General features: G+C 50.5%; 16 protein-coding genes. 11 read left to right on the top strand and 5 right to left on the bottom strand.

Features of this window, described 5'->3' with window-relative positions; translation table 11 throughout:
* Positions 1-13 precede the first annotated feature (13 nt).
* The 4 genes from ACEPSU_RS05475 to ACEPSU_RS05490 all read left to right on the top strand — a co-directional run bounded on the left by ACEPSU_RS05475 (position 14) and on the right by ACEPSU_RS05490 (position 5,723).
* Positions 14-355 carry a YlbF family regulator gene (locus ACEPSU_RS05475; RefSeq protein WP_020089244.1) on the top strand — a complete coding sequence of 114 codons (342 nt, stop codon included), beginning with the start codon at positions 14-16 and terminating at the stop codon, positions 353-355.
* Between the two features lie 550 nt (positions 356-905).
* Positions 906-2,120, top strand: a complete 1,215-nt coding sequence (locus ACEPSU_RS05480; RefSeq protein WP_395361626.1) for an exonuclease SbcCD subunit D — start codon at positions 906-908, stop codon at positions 2,118-2,120.
* On the top strand, positions 2,110-4,737 hold the full coding sequence (locus tag ACEPSU_RS05485) for an AAA family ATPase (protein ID WP_395323594.1): 2,628 nt from the start codon (positions 2,110-2,112) through the stop codon (positions 4,735-4,737). Before ACEPSU_RS05480 ends, ACEPSU_RS05485 begins: the two co-directional genes overlap by 11 nt.
* An 11-nt stretch (positions 4,738-4,748) precedes the next feature.
* Entirely contained in the window at positions 4,749-5,723 is a 975-nt protein-coding gene (locus ACEPSU_RS05490; protein ID WP_395323035.1) for a 3'-5' exoribonuclease YhaM family protein, read from the top strand.
* A 585-nt stretch (positions 5,724-6,308) separates the two neighbouring features.
* On the opposite strand, the gene ACEPSU_RS05495 is transcribed toward ACEPSU_RS05490, so the two are convergent.
* The 3 genes from ACEPSU_RS05495 to ACEPSU_RS05505 form a co-directional block, all read right to left on the bottom strand.
* The gene (locus ACEPSU_RS05495; protein ID WP_395323036.1) at positions 6,309-7,229 is read right to left on the bottom strand and encodes a peptidylprolyl isomerase PrsA; all 921 of its coding nucleotides are present in this window, start codon (positions 7,227-7,229) and stop codon (positions 6,309-6,311) included.
* 112 nt (positions 7,230-7,341) lie between these two features.
* Positions 7,342-7,662 carry a hypothetical protein gene (locus ACEPSU_RS05500; protein WP_395323037.1) on the bottom strand — a complete coding sequence of 107 codons (321 nt, stop codon included), beginning with the start codon at positions 7,660-7,662 and terminating at the stop codon, positions 7,342-7,344.
* A 2-nt stretch (positions 7,663-7,664) separates the two neighbouring features.
* Entirely contained in the window at positions 7,665-8,123 is a 459-nt protein-coding gene (locus ACEPSU_RS05505) for an HIT family protein (RefSeq protein ID WP_395323038.1), read from the bottom strand.
* Between the two features lie 533 nt (positions 8,124-8,656).
* Between ACEPSU_RS05505 and ACEPSU_RS05510 the strand changes: the two genes are divergently transcribed.
* From ACEPSU_RS05510 to pepF, 6 genes are all read left to right on the top strand, one after another.
* The gene (locus ACEPSU_RS05510; protein WP_020089251.1) at positions 8,657-9,391 is read left to right on the top strand and encodes an ABC transporter ATP-binding protein; all 735 of its coding nucleotides are present in this window, start codon (positions 8,657-8,659) and stop codon (positions 9,389-9,391) included.
* The gene (locus ACEPSU_RS05515; RefSeq protein WP_395323039.1) at positions 9,388-10,614 is read left to right on the top strand and encodes an ABC transporter permease; all 1,227 of its coding nucleotides are present in this window, start codon (positions 9,388-9,390) and stop codon (positions 10,612-10,614) included. Before ACEPSU_RS05510 ends, ACEPSU_RS05515 begins: the two co-directional genes overlap by 4 nt.
* 58 nt (positions 10,615-10,672) lie before the next feature.
* The gene (locus tag ACEPSU_RS05520; RefSeq protein WP_260339953.1) at positions 10,673-11,464 is read left to right on the top strand and encodes a phosphotransferase family protein; all 792 of its coding nucleotides are present in this window, start codon (positions 10,673-10,675) and stop codon (positions 11,462-11,464) included.
* Between the two features lie 62 nt (positions 11,465-11,526).
* The gene (gene trmB / locus ACEPSU_RS05525) at positions 11,527-12,180 is read left to right on the top strand and encodes a tRNA (guanosine(46)-N7)-methyltransferase TrmB (RefSeq protein ID WP_395323040.1); all 654 of its coding nucleotides are present in this window, start codon (positions 11,527-11,529) and stop codon (positions 12,178-12,180) included.
* A 141-nt stretch (positions 12,181-12,321) separates the two neighbouring features.
* Positions 12,322-13,407, top strand: a complete 1,086-nt coding sequence (locus ACEPSU_RS05530; protein WP_395323041.1) for a competence protein CoiA — start codon at positions 12,322-12,324, stop codon at positions 13,405-13,407.
* Between the two features lie 83 nt (positions 13,408-13,490).
* The gene (pepF, locus tag ACEPSU_RS05535) at positions 13,491-15,299 is read left to right on the top strand and encodes an oligoendopeptidase F (protein ID WP_395323042.1); all 1,809 of its coding nucleotides are present in this window, start codon (positions 13,491-13,493) and stop codon (positions 15,297-15,299) included.
* 113 nt (positions 15,300-15,412) lie between these two features.
* Here the strand turns inward: pepF and ACEPSU_RS05540 are convergent, their stop codons facing one another.
* Both ACEPSU_RS05540 and ACEPSU_RS05545 read right to left on the bottom strand, forming a co-directional pair.
* Complete coding sequence (locus ACEPSU_RS05540; protein WP_395323043.1) at positions 15,413-16,273, bottom strand: DegV family protein; 861 nt, start codon at positions 16,271-16,273, stop codon at positions 15,413-15,415.
* Between the two features lie 150 nt (positions 16,274-16,423).
* Positions 16,424-17,074, bottom strand: a complete 651-nt coding sequence (locus ACEPSU_RS05545) for a DsbA family protein (RefSeq protein ID WP_395323044.1) — start codon at positions 17,072-17,074, stop codon at positions 16,424-16,426.
* Between the two features lie 316 nt (positions 17,075-17,390).
* Between ACEPSU_RS05545 and ACEPSU_RS05550 the strand changes: the two genes are divergently transcribed.
* Positions 17,391-18,050: a GTP pyrophosphokinase family protein gene (locus ACEPSU_RS05550; RefSeq protein WP_020089259.1), complete on the top strand. Its 660-nt coding sequence runs from the start codon at positions 17,391-17,393 to the stop codon at positions 18,048-18,050.
* Position 18,051: the final 1 nt, after the last annotated feature.

The raw sequence follows: 18,051 nt of genomic DNA on the forward strand, positions 1-18,051 counted from the left end.
AGGAGGAACACTAATGGCAGACATGCACGCACTGGGCGAACAAGTAGCCCAAACCTTGCAAGAAACGCAAGAATTCAAGGATCTTCAAGCAGCTTTTGACACGATGAAGGCTGACGATGAAACGTACAAGTTGTTTAAAGAATTTGAACAAATTCAAATGGACTTACAACAAAAACAAATGACGGGTCAACAACCTACGGACGAAGACATGAAGCACGTCCAAGAAGTTGCCGGTCGCGTTTCCGAAAAGGATGCCATCAAGGCCTTGATGGATAAGGAACGGGGCGTTAACGACCTGTTGACTGATTTAAACAAGATGATTACCGAACCCATCCAAGCTATCTACAAGGGCTAGGCAAAAAGAATCGTCGGCGCAACCATTCCGTTGGGAAGGTCGGCGCCGACGATTTTTTTACCCGACCATGTTTTGGAACGGGTTCAGAGGAGATTGGAATTTATTGTTGGTTGTGCCTATCGTTTTTGGTTGAAGTTTGTGCGGGTGAAACCTCGTGAAGCTCACAAAGGCTTTAAGTCCAACACCATAGATAATGCTGGGTGGCAATTGCGTTCGATCAGAGATTAATGAGCTGACTGTGTGAAACTAAATTCGCATGGTGATTGTGCAAGTAATGATTGGAGACCACAATATAAGCCGTGAGGGGGGCGCAAATAGACTCAGCCGTGGGAATTCTCTTAGCAGCTGGTTTTGCTGCTTAGAGAATTGGTGCTTTGAAACTCGGTCCACAGAGGTTCAAAGCAAGTTCAGAGACCGCTCTTTGGCTCTGGACGTCCGCCCCAGCGTTCCAGTCTATTTGCGCCCCCCGGTAAGGCGCGGTAAAAATCTATGGATGTTTTTTCCAATCTAGACTTAACCCAAAGGAAATAAGGAAAGGCAGGCCCGAACCATGAAATTCATTCATGCGGCTGATTTACATTTAGATAGCCCGTTTTTGGGGCTGCAACATTTACCCAACGGCCTGTTGGCGCAAGTGCGGGCATCAACTTTTACTGCGGCAACTAAGGTTTTTGACAAAGCGATTGCCGAACACGTGGACTTTGTGCTACTCGCTGGAGATCTCTTCGACCGGGCGGAACAGAGTGTGGCCGCACAAGCCTATTTATTCGAGCAGTTTGACCGACTCAATGATGTGGGAATTCCGGCGTTGATTAGCTTTGGGAATCACGATTATCTCGCCGATCAGCATCAGACGGTGGCGTATCCGGCCAATGTGACCGTGTTTGGTCCGGAAGTCGGCACACAAACGCTGACGTTAGCTTCCGGGGAGACCGTGGCGATCAGTGGTTTCAGTTATCCGCAACGCTGGGTGCCGGAGGATCAAGTCATTCAATTTCCCACGCACGCGTCAACGGACTGGCATATTGGCATGCTTCATGGCGCTGTCAGTACGGGAAGCGGCGACCACTACGCGCCGTTTACGGTGGCTGAGTTATTGGCAAAACACTACGATTACTGGGCGCTGGGCCATATTCATCATCGACAGGTATTGAATGATCAGCCACCGATCTTGTACGCGGGAAATACGCAGGGACGGGCGATCACCGAGACGGGCACCAAGGGCGCTTATTTGGTGACCAGTCGGAATGGCCAACTGGTCCCAGAATTCTTTGAAACGTCGACAATCAACTGGGAGGCCATCACATTATCCGGGGGTGCGTCGCTCCAGAAATTGAGTCAACAGCTGGTGGACTGGTTAACGGCGCATCCCGCAGACCGCACGACGCTCACGGCCGTCACGATCCAATTGACGCAGCCACTGGCCGGTGAGGATGCCGCACAACTTCAGAGTGGAGATTGGTTAGCGCTGTGGCAACGAACGCAGCAACGGGTGATGCGAGCAGCTCAACGTTACGTGGTTACGGTTAATGTGGCGACCCAGATGGCTAGTGTTGCGGCTCCCCAACTGGACCAGCATTATTGGGAACAGGGAGCAGCTGGCGTCTTTACGCCGGAAAACTTACAACGGCTATTTGGCAAGCTCAATCAGGATCCCGCATTGGCAGAGTGGTTCACGCAGCCACAGACAGCGAAGGCTGTGGAAGCTCTGGCGCGGCAGCAATTAGCAGAATTAATGGGAGAGGAGGGGAACCATGAGGCTTAACCAGTTGACGATTTATGGTTTTGGTAAATTTCATAATCGGACTTTTCCACTGAATGCAGGCTTAAACGTTCTGTTGGGGCCCAATGAGGCGGGAAAGTCCACACTGACGCAGTTTATCAGCGCCATCCTCTTTGGTTTTCCCACGAAGAAGCATCCGGAACTCCGCTATGAACCCCTTGATGGCAGTCGGTTTGGCGGTGAGATTGCTTTCACTCAGGACGGAACGGATTACCTGGTCAGCCGGGTCGATGGTCCCCGTGGGGGTAAGGTGACGTTGCACAACGTGACGCTCGATTTGGCCCTGCCAGCTACCACACTCACTCACTTATTGGCACCGGTCGATGCTCAGCTCTTTAGCAACGTTTACGCAATCAATGAGCCCCGTTTGGGAACCGTCTTTGCGGCGTCTAAACAGGCGCTAATTGATCGGTTACGTCACGTGGGGGCTGTCGGCAGTGACTTCTGGTTGGACCAGGCACATCAACTGGATGATGCGGCGGATGAGTTGTATAAGCCGCAGGGCCGCAAGCCCCGCCTGAATCAGCAACTTCAGGAATATCAAGATTTAACGGAAAAATTAAATCGGGCGAATGCCAGTTATGCGACCTATTGGGAACTTTTACAAACGCAACAACAACAGCGTTCGCAGCAGAAAGACTTACAACGACAACTTGCGGTGCAACGGCAGGTAGCTAGCCAATACGATCAGCAGTTGTCACTGTGGTCGACATATCAGCAGTGGCTAGACTTGGATGATACGGCTGCGCCAGTCATCAGTGGTTTTCAGCAGAACGATGCCACGACTCTGGAACGGCTGACCAATCAGGTAAATGCCACGGCAGCAACTCTTCAGGGAGACCAGAAACAACTGGCGAGCTTGCAAGACCAAGCCCAATTACCGCCACTCTTTCAACAATACTTATTAGTCGCGGGCCAAGTCGACCCCCTGATTGCACAGTTGCCCGACGTAACGATTGCTGTGCGGGAGCAGGAACGCTTACAGACCGATCAAGCGGAGCTTCAGCGGCAGGCTGGCGATATTGAACGCCAGTACGCAAAGCACGGTCAGATGCCACGGGCGTTTTCACTGGCAACCACGCAGCGGGTTCAGGAGTTAACCGCGAGTCTATCGTTGGCAAACCAGAAGCGCCGGCGGCTCCAGCAACAATTGAATCAACTTAACGAGCAGTACCGCCAGCAACAGCCAACCCGTCAGCAACGTCAGAATCCGCTGGCCGATAAACAGGTCGGTTGGTTGGCAGCAGGGTTGGTTGTGCTGATTGGTGCAATGTTCCTTCCCGGCGCGCTATTTAAGCTGGGCGGTGCGTTACTTGGTGTGGCCGTGGGCTACTATGGTGTCTTCATCGTGGATAGCAGTACGCCAGCTAGCCGGCAAATGCAGACGTTAGAGGAGGATATCCGTGACGTTCAGGCGCAGCTACGAGAGGGTGGTAAAGCTATCGATGACCTGACTCAGCAGCTCGATGATATTGGGGATGCTCACGGCCTAGGCGACTTGGCACCTGCACAGTGGAACGCGGCGCAGGATGCCATCGTGACGTGGGATCGCCTCACACAACGTTTGGAGAATGTAGCCGAGCAGTTAGCAACGGTGGTCGCAACGGTCACGGACTTTCAGGCAGCCGTTCAGCGGGTACTGCCGGCGGCGACAACGGCCGATTTTACGAAATTGGCGCGTGAGTTACAAGACTTACAAAGCACACAACAGCGCTTGCGAACCCAAGAGAGCGATGTCACGGCGGTAGCCAGTCGGTTAAAACGCGACCAGAATGCGCTAGACCAAGCTCAACGAGCCGTCACGACCTTTTTACAGACGCGTAATTTACGAAGCACGGATGCCTTTTATCAGCAGTATCAGCGGGTGCGTGAACAGGGGAATCGGACGCAGCAACGGGCAGCCTTGGCCGAGCAGCTGGGTGCGCGTAACTTGGCGGCACTTCAACAGGTTGCTAGTCACGCGGACCTCAGTCAACGTGCACAGTCGGCGACGACACAGGTCGCAGACTTACAGCAACAGTTAGATGCCGTAACGGAACAGCTCGCGACGATTGCTGGTCAGCTAGACCATTTGACTGCCAGTGGCACGCAGGCTGGCTTACGACAAAAGTTAGCGAACCTGGCGGCACAGATGCAGGCGACCACGCAGCAGTGGCTGGTCGATCGCCTGGTGAGTCAGTGGATCGCGGCAACTCTAGCAGCGGCATCCGGCGACCGTTTGCCCCAAATCGTCAAAACGGCTAGCCAATTCTATGGTAAATTAACGGAAAACCGGTATACTGAAATTGAACTCACACCAACCACGCTCCGGGTCAAACGTGCGGATGGTGATTGGCGTACGGTGGGACAACTGTCGCGGGGAACGGCTGAACAGCTCGACTTTGCCGTGAAGTTGGCCTTCGCCGTAGTTATGGCGCAACAGGTGGCCATGCCGGTAGTCATCGACGACGGCTTCGTTAATTTTGATGCCGATCGGCGACGGGCGGCTTACCAGTTGCTGGTGACAATCAGCGACACGATTCAAGTGATTCTATTGACCGCAGATGATGGGGTCGCAGATAAATTACCCACAGAAAATTTAATCCAATTAACTGATTAGGAGGGTCTAACATGGCGGCAACAAAACAATTAATGGACTATGCAGTGGACGAAGCGGTCGACTTATTTGTGTTATTAAAGTCAGCGGACGTCCGGATAGCTAAGAATGGGAAGCAATACATCGCTTTGATTTTTGAGGACCGATCCGGGGAGATCTCAGGTAAGTACTGGGATGCTTCCGAAGAGGATGTCAAAAACTACGTGTCGGGGCAGGTCGTGCACTTGCAAGGTAAGCGGGAGAATTACCAGACCCATCCGCAAATTAAGATTTTTCACTTGCGGTTAGCCAAGCCAGGTGAGCCAACCGATCCAGAGATGTTTATTGAACAGGCGCCAATGGACCGGGCAGCCATGGAAGACTATATCAACCAAACGATTTTTGAAATTACTCAGCCAACTTGGAATCGGCTGGTGCGCAAGCTTTTAGGTGAATACCAGGATCAATTCTTCACGTTCCCAGCGGCCAAGAGTAATCACCATGCATTCAAGGGGGGGCTGGCTTTCCACACGATTTCAATTCTGAAATTAGCCCATTCAGTGGTTAAACAGTATCCGGATTTAAATGCGCCACTGCTCTTTGCCGGGGCGATTCTGCACGACTTGGGCAAGACGATTGAGCTGTCCGGACCACAGTCAACGACCTATACTTTGGCCGGTAACCTGATTGGTCACATTGTCTTGATCGATGGTGAATTGGTTCGGGCTTGTGATCCACTCAAATTGGACCCACAGGCTGAGGATGTCTTGCTGTTGCGGCACATGATCTTGAGTCACCATGGCTTACTGGAATACGGTTCCCCCGTGCGCCCAGCTCTGCGTGAAGCCGATGTGCTCCACCAACTGGACGAATTGGACGCCTCCATCATGATGTTGGATACGGTCGTGGACCACACGGAACCGGGAGAATTCTCGGAACGAGTCTTCGCTTTAGACGGCCGTCGCTTCTACCGGCCAACGACGGATGCACCAGAAAAGAAGCAGGATTAGAACGTAAAATTTAAGCCAGACGGGTCTCAAAATTTTTCGATAACATCTGAATAGAATAGAAAACCACGCCAGTTAATTTTGGACGTGGTTTTTGTTTCAAATGATGGCGTCTTTAAGGGGGATCTATTTGGTTGATTACGAATGGTGTGAAAAGAAGCAGGGGACGACTTTTTTCGTTGTATGAGAGGTAAGCATGATGAATCTTTGAAGTATGTGTCGCAATTATTTGTGGCGAGGTAGCGCGGTTGAAATATAATTGCAGCGTAGCCGGAGGCAGCTGGGGTGGAGTCAGCCGTGAAAATGGTGTAAGGACGGTGGGGCCGTCCTTACACCATGGGATGTGTTTGGAAACTCGCGGTCTTGAGCGAGGTTTCAAACCAAGTCGGAAGCCCGTTCTTTGGCTGGAGACGGTCCCCACAGCAGACGGAACCCTGGCTGCCGCAGGCGACAGGGCGTAATTTGTCTGTCGCCCACCGCGTTCCGGTTTATTTTCACCGCCCGGCAAGGCGAAGGGCAAAGACGACAAAAAAAATCCCCGGTAAGCCGACGGAAATCGGTGTACCGGGGATTCGTTTAATTCAGAAATTACTTAGTTGCGGATGAAGTCGTCTTTGAAGACTTGCTTGATGATAAGTAATCAGACAAGATGTTCTTCAAATCGTTATCCTTGATGGAAACGTCACCCTTCTTCAAGACCTTGGCAACCACGTTGTGCAGAACAGTAGAATCGTTCATGTCGTTGTCAATGATTTGCTTCTTAAGTTCAGCCTTGTGTTGGTTCATAGTACCCTTACCAGGGTTCTTCAACATTAAGATGACGTGGTAACCGTATTGCGTCTTAACAGGCGTAGCGGTGTATTCACCAGTCTTCAGCTTGAAGGCAGCCTTCTTGAAGGTTGAGTCCAGAGAAGTATCCGTGCTATCGAAGGCACTCAACTTACCACCCTTGTTCTTGGTAGCTGTATCAGTAGAGTACTTCTTAGCTAACTTCGTGAATTCACTCGTCATGTCGCTCTTCTTGGTGTCCTTCAAGTCGTTGATAACAGTGTTAGCAGTAGACTTCTTGGATACTAAGATGTGGGCAACAGTAACTTCTGGTTCGTAGCTCTTGAATTGCTTCTTGTATTGCGCATCAGTAACCGTTACGTTGTCCTTAACGGCTTCCTTCAACAGTAAGTTAGAACGGATTTCAGTCTTTAAGCTGGATTCCGTCATCCCACTTTGTGCAAGAACGCTCTTGAATGATGACCCGTATTGGGCTTTGTAGGTATTGAATTGCTTAGTAACAGCGGACTTCTTGACCTTGCTACCGTATTGCTTTTCCAAGACCTTGTTCAGGATCATTTGTTGCAGAACTTGCTTACCAGATGAAGTTCCCTTCAAACTGCTGTAGTAAGCACTTTCGGTGATCTTGCCACCGCTAGTGGTTGCAACGGTTTGGTTCCCACAACCAGCAAGCGTTACAGTCAGTAACAAGCCAGCAAGGGCGATAAACCATTTCTTCATATTACTCAACACATCCATTCATCAAAATTGGTGTAAACACCATACTTGGATATCATAACACAAATATAGCGAAACCTAAAAAGGTACGCGAAGCTTTACAAAAAGTTCAAATTTAGAGCTTATCCCAGCGTGAGACGGTGTCCTGAATTTCTTCCACGCGGGGGCCAATTTTAAACGCAAACTTTTCAACGTCGCTTTGGATGTCTTCGATGGCAGGGGTGGCAGCGGTGACGGCGGCGTCAAGGGCGGCCACCTTTGTCGTCACGTTATCTTTAGCCGTTTTGACGTCATCAACCTTGTCAACAGTGTCTTTGATTTGGTCACCGAGTTGCTTGGCCCAGACACGTGGGTCTTGCTTGGTCAACGTAAAGTAGGCTGCCAAACCAACGCCGGTTGCCAGGGTAACGCCCGTTAGAAATTTACCAAATCCCATGATTAATCCTCCACGTGTGCTTTGATCTTAGCTTGAATAGCGGCGTAGTCGTCTGGTGTGTAGTTGCCGGAGTTATCCTTAAAGATCATTTGGAAATCATCATCGTCGGTGTAGCGGGGAACTAGGTGAAAGTGGGAATGGAACACGGATTGATAGGCCACCTTACCATTGTTATTGACGATGTTCATCCCAGTAATGGCGGAATCTGACGCCTGAACGGCACGGGCGATTCGCGGAATCCGGGAGAAGACGGCTGCTGCGAGATCACTGTCGTAGGCGAAGATGTCCTTGACGTGGGTCTTCGGAATGACCAGTGTGTGGCCGGGAGTCCCTTGTGAAATGTCTAGGAAAGCCTTCACGATATTATCTTCGTAAACGGTGTAGCTCGGGATGTCTCCCTTTAAGATTTTGCAAAAAATACAATCGTCATCATAGTGCGGTTCGAGTGTCATTTTATCCATGAAATCTCCTTCTTTCGGGTTGATTTCGTCTATTATACACCATCGTTAGGGGCGGATTCATCTCCACCGTTCGTTCACAGTCTACGCTATGGTATAATAGCTGAGTTATCACCGAGTCTTGCCTCGAATTATCAGCGTGCGTATGCTGGTCGCCTGCGACTGTCAGGGACTCTGCCTGCTGTGGGGACCGCTTGCAGCCGAAAACCGGGCTTCCAGCTCGGTTTGAAACCTCGTAAAATCATCGAGTTTTCAAACGCGTCCCGTGCTGTAAATTGGCAGAAAAACGCCAATTAACACCACAATCACGGCTGGCGCCGTCCCTGACCGTCTACGGCTAAGATAGCGGCTTGAGTTCTCGTTACATTCGCTGATAGAGCAATTCAGTCAATACTCTCGCAATGATTCTGCCAATTATCTGCGGGCTGAATCGCTATAGTTTAAAACACGGTGGTGGAATTTGAGCTTGTTAAATTTAGAAAAAATTAAAGACCGCCCAGTTAACAGCAGGGTGGTCAAGAAATGAGGGAATGTTTATGGCTTTAGAAGTTAGCCACGTTGTGGGAGGGTACTCCCAGATTCCCGTCTTAAAGGACATTAGTTTTGACGTTAAGGACGGCGAATTGGTTGGTTTGATCGGGCTGAATGGTGCCGGTAAATCAACGACGATCAATCATGTTATTGGGTTATTAACACCCCATAAGGGAACGATTACGCTTAACGGCGTGACCATCGATCAGGATAGTCAGGCGTATAAGCAACAGATTGCTTACATCCCTGAAACGCCCGTGCTGTATCAAGAATTGACATTGCGGGAACATCTGGAAGTGACCATGATGGCCTACGATTTGGACCATGATCAAGCTTGGACGACGGCTCATGAGTTATTGAAGACCTTCCGGCTGGATAATAAGCTGGATTGGTTCCCCGCAAACTTCTCCAAGGGGATGAAACAAAAGGTCATGATCGTCTGTGCCTTCTTGACACAGGCCAAACTGTTTATCATTGACGAACCCTTCCTGGGGCTAGATCCATTGGCCGTTAACGATCTGCTGAATCTGATCGAGGATCGCAAGAAGAAGGGTGCTAGCATTCTGATGTCGACCCACGTGCTGGACACGGCGCAACGTTACTGTGACCGCTTCGTTCTACTGCATGATGGTCAGGTTAAGACTGAAGGGACCCTCAGTGAGTTACAAGCCGCTCTTCCCGAAGCGGGGGAATCGCTGAATGATATTTACCTGTCCATGACGAAGGTCGACCGCGCATGACCGGTTTATTCAAGACACGGCTGCAGCGCCATCTCCGGGAAATGGCGAAGTATTTGCGGCTCGTGTTCAATGATTTCTTTGTCTTTGCCCTGCTCTTCTTAATGGGGGGCTTGGGATACGGTTATTCAAATATGTTAAAGACGCTGAAGACCGGCTACTGGTGGGCACCTGTTGTGGCGCTGCTGGTGTTGGTAATTGTGGCACAGATTGGGCGGTTTGCAACGCTGATTGAAGATGCCGATCGGGTCTTCCTGTTGCCAAAGGAACGGGCGATGCACGCTTACTTGGTGGCCGCTCGGCGGTACAGCCAAGGTTTGGCACAGGCTACCCAGGTGATTGCCGTCTTCCTATTGGCACCATTTATGAGTGTGACCATGGCTTGGCCGGTACTGAGCCTCGTTGAATTAGGCTTGGCGCAGATCATCTTAAAGGATGCGTTGCTCCGGCTTGATTTGGCGAGTGCCTACCAAGTCACGGGGCAGACGCGGATGAATCGTTGGGAGTTCAAGTGGCTGCTGAGTATTGTTGTCTTGGCAGCGGGGTTGTGGATGCTACCCTTGGTGGCCGTTGGCTTAGCCTTGATCCTCGATATCGCCGTGGCCGTCTGGTACGCACAGCACTGGCAAAAACAACAGATTCGTTGGCGTGAACAGATTAAAATTGAAGATAATCGGATGCTGGGCATTTATCGTTTCTTCAACATGTTTACCGAAGTACCTATGCTGGCCGGCACGATTAAACGCCGGCGTTATCTCGATGGCCTATTCAAACTGATCAAGCCACGACACGATAAGTTCTATCTCTACCTCTACAGTCGTGGTATGGTGCGGGGCAGTGAGTTCAGTGGACTGGTCGTTCGGTTAACGGTGATCGGTATGCTGCTGTTGTACTTTGTCCGGGGTGAGTGGTTGCCGGTGATTCTGGCGGCCCTGTTCATCTACCTGATTGGGTTTCAACTGCTCCCATTCTTCCAGCAATACGAGGATATCGTCTTTACCCACGTCTATCCAATCCTACCGGCACAGCGCTTGAAGAGCTTCGTGACGCTGATTACGTTGATTCTGAGCGTGGCCGCTTTGCTTCTGTGGCTCGTGGTCGTGGTAGCCAATCCACACCTGATGACGGCTGGGATAACGTTGCTGGTCGAGGTCGTTGAGGTCTGGTACCTCGCTAGGATCTATACACCGCAGCGGTTAGCTCGGTCGATTGAAAATAGGGCTTGACGTGGCTCCGATTTCCCCATAAAATTAATAATAGCTGACAAATCGAGGAGGGGTGACCATGGCACTGGATATCAGTGACGGCTGGAGTCTGTATCCGCTGGGCGGGAATACCGGTACAGCGTATATGGGGACGAAGGCTTCACAAAAAGTGTTCTTAAAACAAAATGCGTCACCGTTTCTTGCCGCGCTCTCGATGGAGGGCATCACACCCCGGTTGGTGTGGACAAAGCGGCTTGCCAGTGGGGATGTCATGACGGCTCAGGAATGGCTGAACGGTCGCACGTTGCATCGCGAAGAAATGCGCGAACAGCGGGTCGCTCGGCTTCTGCATCGGGTCCATCATTCTCACCTGCTTCATGATATGTTATTAAAAGTCGGCGGACGATTTACCACGCCCGCCCAGTTGTTGACTCGCTTACAGCCAGCCCTAGCTGCTGACTTACGGCGCCATCCGCTGATTCAATCGGCGTTTGCTGCGTTACAAGCTGAGCAACCACAACTGCCCAAGACGCATTACGAAGTATGTCATGGTGATTTAAACCATAAAAATTGGCTGTTGTCTGATCGGCGACGGCTGTACCTGGTCGACTGGGACGCGGCAACGTTTGCCGATCCCGCTTATGATCTCGGCGCCTTGCTCTGTGAATACGTGCCACTGGAAGAGTGGCAACGGTGGTTACAGGACTACGGCGAGAAGATCACGACGGATTTAACGGCGCGGGTCAACTGGTATGCGCGGATTCACTGTTTAACGGTGATTGCCGACAGTTACCACCAACAGCGTTTTCAAATTATGAATCAACATTTAATTTTATTAGAAAAGCTGACGAGAGAGTCAGTGACGGACTAAGCGTCGGCGGGAGCGGGGAAGGACCTTGCGCCCGCCGTTGTGATTGAAGGAGGAATTGGACATTGCGCGTGCGAAATAAACCGTGGGCCAAGGATTATGTGGCCGAACACACTGAACGACTCGTTGAGGAACCAGAACCACTGAAGGGTGAGTGGCAGAGCCGTTTCCCTAAGGACCAACCGTTGTATGTTGAGATTGGAACGGGGAAGGGGCAGTTCATCGTTGAAATGGCGAAGGCCCATCCCGACCGAAACTTCATTGGGATCGAAATTCAGTTCTCCGTGATTGCAGCGGCTTTGAAGAAGGTCGTCGCCAGTGAACTGACTAACATTCAATTGGTTCACACGGATGGCGAAGCAGTCAACACGTTCTTTGCGGCGGGCGAAATTGCCGGCTTGTACCTGAACTTTTCCGATCCGTGGCCTAAGTCGCGGCATGCTAAGCGGCGGTTGACGTCGCCAGTCTTTCTGGCGCACTACGCCGATGTTTTACAGCCTGAAGGCTCGATTCAATTTAAGACCGATAACCGGGGCCTGTTCGAATATTCCTTAGGGAGTTTGAACAACTTTGGCTTGGTCTTCGATGGGGTCTGGCTCGATCTCCACGCCGCTACGGATGACGTGGAAGATATTCAGACGGAATACGAACAAAAATTCTCAGCGAAGGGGCCAATCTACCAAGTGATTGCCCACTTCCCGACTGAAACTAAAGATTAGACTTGTGGGGTCCGTGGGGACAGACAGTGGTGATGACACCGGTGTTTGTTCACACGGATTCTTTTTTTGAAATAAATTGCAGAAATAAAATATATTGCGGTCCTTTTTACGGAGTTAGAGAGTAAAGGGGGGACGGCGACCATGTTGATTGCTTTACTGAAGGGGAAGTTGATTGATGCGGCGTATGCGAAGCGGCTGCAAGACTATTGCTGTCCTGCTTGCCGACAACGTGTGACCTTACATCATGGGACGCGGGTCCAGCCGTACTTTGCCCATCGACCCAGGGCAGCCTGCACAATTCTAGGTGAAGGTGAGACCCAACAACATTTGATGGGCAAACGACAGTTAATGGCATTCTTTGACTCGTGGGGAACGGTATCCTTGGAACGGATCTTACCGGATATCCAACAACGTGCGGACTGTTGGGTGGAACGAAGGGGGCAACGACCGGTTGCTATCGAGTTTCAATGCAGTCCGATCATGACAAGACAGGTTGCTTGGCGAACCAGGGGGTATCAAAAACTGAATGTTTATCCTTTTTGGGTTCTGGGGAGTCGCTACAGTAAGCAAAAGTTAGGGTGGTCGCTGATTGAGCGATTCGCCACTTGGCTACGCGGGTGGGGCCTATGCCTCTTATTTTGGGATGTCCAACGCCAGCGCATGCGGATCAACCATCATCTCTATCAAGATGCGCTCGGCAACTATCATTGTCGGACAACCTGGTTGCTAAATATTGACGAATTGATTGCCGGTAATCAGGTACCACTTCCCAAGTTGATCCTAGACTATCCTAAGTGGCGTTCTCGATTGGCTCGTGATTTGCATACGAAGCGGCCTGCAGTGTTAGCAATTCAGGAGGTCCTTTATGCCACGGGACATCATGTATTGGATGTGCCCAACTTCTTGATGACCACAACGGTTACGCTACCAGTTTTCGGGCAGGGATTGTTACTGTGGCGTGCGTTGGTCATGGCCCAACTGTTTGCGTTGCCGGTATTGCGAATCACGGGGACCACGATAGATTCGCTCGCGATAAAAAGTTTTAAAACGGTTGGCGGCCACCAGCGGGCGGTTTGGTTTTCGGCGGATGAAGCGCTACATAAAGCACAATATAGCTTGCTAGCGGATTTGGTGACGCTGGGCTATTTGCGACCGATTGGTGAAAACTGGCAGATTTGTCGACGACCGAAGTGGGTCGGTGAAACGAAAAATGTTAGAGAACGATGAGAATAAATAGAGACGCAGTCCCCAACTCCCACACCAAAAGTGGTAAACTATTGTTATGCAAAAATTAAAGGAGGATTAGGAAAATGAAACAAATTCCCGAACGCGCGGCAGTTCCCGAGGCTTTGACCTGGGATCTGACCCCGATTTATGCCGATGACGCGGCCTTTAAGCAGGCCGTTGCCGCAATTAAGGCGCAAGCCAAACAGGTGGCGACCAAGCAAGGCCAACTCGCAGAAAGTGCGGGCGACCTTTATGAAGTAACCGCCGCCATTTTTGACCTTAACCGTCAGCTGGAAAAGGTGTACGTGTATGCCTCCCTTAAAAACGATCAAGACACCAGCGATGCCAATGCCCAAGCTTTATCTGGCCAAGCCGAAAGCTTAGTTGCAACGGTGGCTGCGGCAACCTCCTGGTACGAACCAGAAGTACTTGCTTTGCCACAGGTCGTCTTGCAAGCGTTGATTGACGCGGAACCACGCTTAACTGAATATCAACACTTCTTCGATGTCTTAGGGAAACAACGCGATCACACGTTGTCTGCGACTGAGGAAAAGCTGCTGGCCGGTGCCAGTGATATTTTCGGGGCTTCCGCCAAGACCTACAGTGTCTTGAGCGACGCCGACTTGAAGTTCCCCGTAGTTCAGGACGAAGCGGGCAATGACGTTCAGCTTTCCGAAGGCTTATACGGCGTCTTACTGCAATCAACTCAACCAAAGGTCCGTGAACAAGCCTTTAAAGCCCTGTACAGCGTTTATCAACAATTCCGGCATACATTTGCCAGCACGTTGTCCAGCGAGGTTAAAACGCATAATTTCAGTGCTGAGGTCCGGCATTACGGGAGCGCTCGTGAGGCTGCAATGAGCAGTAATAACGTGCCTGCTGTCGTTTATGATACGCTGGTCAAGACGGTCAATGACCACTTGGATTCCCTGCATCAGTACGTGAACCTGCGTAAAGAGATTCTCGGGTTGCCCGAACTCCACATGTATGACCTGTATACGCCGATTACGGGGGAACCCAGCCTGTCGTATACCTATCCAGAGGCTCAGCAGGAAGCGCTCAAGGCCCTCAGTGTGCTGGGCCCAGATTACGTGGCCAACGTGCAGAAGATGTTTGATGGCCGTGCAATTGATGTGGTTGAAAACAAGGGTAAGCGGACTGGCGCTTATTCCGGTGGGATGTATGACACCAAGCCTTACATCCTCCTGAACTGGCAGGATAGCCTGGAAAGTCTGTTCACATTGGTTCACGAAATGGGTCATAGCATGCACAGCCACTATACCCGGACCAATCAACCTTACCAATACGGGGATTACTCGATCTTTGTGGCGGAAATTGCATCAACGACTAACGAAAATCTTCTAACGGATTACCTATTAAAGACGCAGACGGACCCACAAGTTAGAGCCTACGTTCTGAATCATTACCTGGATGGCTTCAAGGGAACGGTCTACCGTCAAACCCAGTTTGCTGAATTTGAAGATTACATTCACCAACAAGCAGCAGCCGGTGAGACGTTGACCGCGGACTTCATGAGTAAGTTCTACGGTGACCTGAACCAGCGCTACTATGGCGATGGGGTCATCTCTGATCCCCAGATTGCGGACGAATGGACGCGAATCCCACACTTCTATTATGACTACTACGTTTATCAGTATTCCACTGGATTTGCGGCCGCAACCACATTGGCCCAACGCGTCCTGAGTGGGGATGTCGCTAAGCGTGATGCCTACCTGAACTACTTGAAGTCTGGGAGCTCCGCTTTACCAATTGAAGTGATGCAAAAGGCAGGGGTCAACATGACCAAGCCAGATTATTTGGAAACGGCATTTAAGACCTTCGACGACCGACTGGCTGAATTCAGTAAGTTAGCGCGTGAGTTGAAGAAGTAAAGCACAGTAACGTTGCGTGACCGGCATGAACGGCTGGCAATAAAAAACTGGTATTATCACTGCGTATTTGGCAGTGATGATACCAGTTTTTAGGTTAATTGTACGAGCTAAAGTTAAATTGATTGCCAATCGCGTTGCCACAGCACGCCCATTGTCTTCTCGCCAGTGTGCACGCTGATGGCGGGGCCTAGCGCACTCCGGGAGACACGAACCTGTGGGAACTGTTCATGAAGGGCTTGCTGCCATCGGCGTGCGGTCTCTTCATTATTGGCATCGATGACCGTTGCGTGGAGTGGGTAATCGATCTCCTGCAGGCGCGCGGTCAGGTGGGCAGTAATGAAGCCAAAGGCCTTGCGCATCGTCCGCTCTTTGTCGATGGCAATGATCTTACCCGCGTCATCGAAGGTTAGCAGTGGCTTGATGTTGAGGAGGTTACCGATCATCGCTGAGCGATTACTCAATCGTCCGGTCCGTGCCAAATGACTCAGGTTGTCCACGGCGAAGTAGACCTGTTGCGTATCGCGGAGGGCGTTCAGCTGGGGAATAATCTGCTCGGCAGTCTGACCAGCCTTAATCAACTTACCTGCCAGCAAGCACAGATTGGCCTCACCGGCACTGGCAACCAGGGAATCCACCGGGTAGATCTTAGCCTTGGTGTAAGTCTGACAGAACATCTTCAGATTGCTAAGAAATGACGTGATGCCACTGGAAAGGTGAATTGAGATGATCTCATCGACGCCCTGACTAGCCAGCTCATCGTAAGCATCCTCGATCTGTCCCAAAGAGACTTGCGCAGTCGTTGGCAGTTCGTTATCGGTTTTTAAATAATCGTAAAAAGTTTGTGAGCTTAATTCTGACTCGGGATACTGCTGTCCACCGAGGATTACGGTGATGGGCAACACCGTGATCGGATTTTGTGCAATCTGGTCGGCGGTGAGGTAGGAAGCAGTATCGGTGACGATGGCAGTTGTCATAAGCGTTCCCCTTTAAAAATCCAAAATAGTTGGGTCAATCATACCATATTGGGTGGGGCAACGGGGGAATATTGGACCACTTTTTTAGGGCCACCGTAATCCATACAAAAAGGCCCACGTAAACGCACGTGGACCTTGCTGTAAAACGATTTATAACACCCGCAGATGCGGTGGAAAAGCACCCAATGATGCTGAATTAGCTTGGTCATTTTTGGGGTAATTAGGTTCAGTCATTAACATTTCTCGCGTAGCAACACCCTGGCTCTCGCAGACGTCACACAGGGAGTCGTAAGTCACATCGTTTAAGAGTAATCCGCATTCGGAAACGTCACAATTGAAGATAACTGCAGATGAAGACTGTTGGATCTTCATTTCGGCTGCGAGCTTTTGATCCGTCTTAAAGGCTTGTTTTGCCAAGTCGGAGTCGCAGTCTTCCGTGAACATGTCGAGGTCTAAGCGACAGTCTTTCGCCACTTCCACTGCCAAGTTCTGTGAGAACTTTTGGTGGTCGTTGACAACGGCCGTTTGCATGTCGAGTAGGAATTTCCGTCCCTTACGTTTGCCCTGGAAAAGGGCTGCTTTATAGGCTAAAATAGCCTGATAGTAAACGTTGAAGTAGGCGTTACGTTGGGCCAACGTGGGCCGTTCAGGCAAGGCCTGTTCAATGATTTGTTGATTTAGCAGTGGGACGAATTGAAACGACACCTTGCTATTTAAATGGTCGGCCAACCGCATAATATTCTGTTCTGAACGCATGCAACGTGCGCCCAGGGGGTTGACGAACAAATAGACTTCTAACACATTGCTTCCTCCTAATATCTATCCTGCTTGGCAACCAGCAAGGGTCACCAAACAAAAAGTAACAATAGCACTACTTTAGCAAATTTTCAAAAAATAGCAATCCAAACGTTTGTTTGAGGTGAATCCCGTCCGTTTAAAACGCAACCTAATCATGCAACATTTTTGGCTGGAGGTAAAGCTAAACGCCTCGTGAAATCAAAACTGGCAAGAACTTTGAAATTTAACGGGAGGATACCGAGTAATTAGTCTCGGTTCCGGCTGAATTATGGTAAAATTCAAAGGTAAGCTGTGTATTAAAGGTTGGGGGATAGTCGTCATGATAGCAAATTGGGATCAATTTTTATTGCCCTATCAACAGGCCGTGAGCGAGCTGAAAGTCAAGCTCCGCGGTATCCGAAAGCAATTTGAGAATCGCAATCAGCGGCCGCCCATTGAGTTTGTTACCGGACGGGTCAAACCGGTACCTAGTATCGTGGAAAAGATGACCCGGCGGCATGTGGCCGAGGAACGTTTGGAACAAGATATGCAAGACATTGCGGGACTACGCATCATGTGCCAATTTGTTGAGGATATCTACCAAGTGGTTGACCTGCTACGGCAGCGGACGGACCTTACGATTCTTGAGGAACGTGATTACATCCATAACGAAAAGCCCAGTGGCTACCGGTCTTATCACATTGTGATCGAGTATCCGGTTCAGTTGGTCACGGGGGAAAAGAAGATTTTAGCAGAGATTCAGGTGCGGACACTGGCTATGAATTTCTGGGCAACGATTGAGCATTCATTGAATTATAAGTACCAAGGTGACTTCCCGACAGAGCTGAGCGCACGACTCCAGCGAGCGGCGGAGGCCGCTTTCAAGCTGGACACGGAAATGTCCGAAATTCGAGAAGAGATTCAGGAGGCCCAACACTATACACCGCAAAACGGTGCTGGTGGGGATTCTCCGGACGCACCTCACAGTAAGGAAGATTGAC

Origin of the sequence: Levilactobacillus parabrevis, from assembly GCF_044051715.1 — a bacterium.
Lineage (GTDB): Bacteria > Bacillota > Bacilli > Lactobacillales > Lactobacillaceae > Levilactobacillus > Levilactobacillus parabrevis.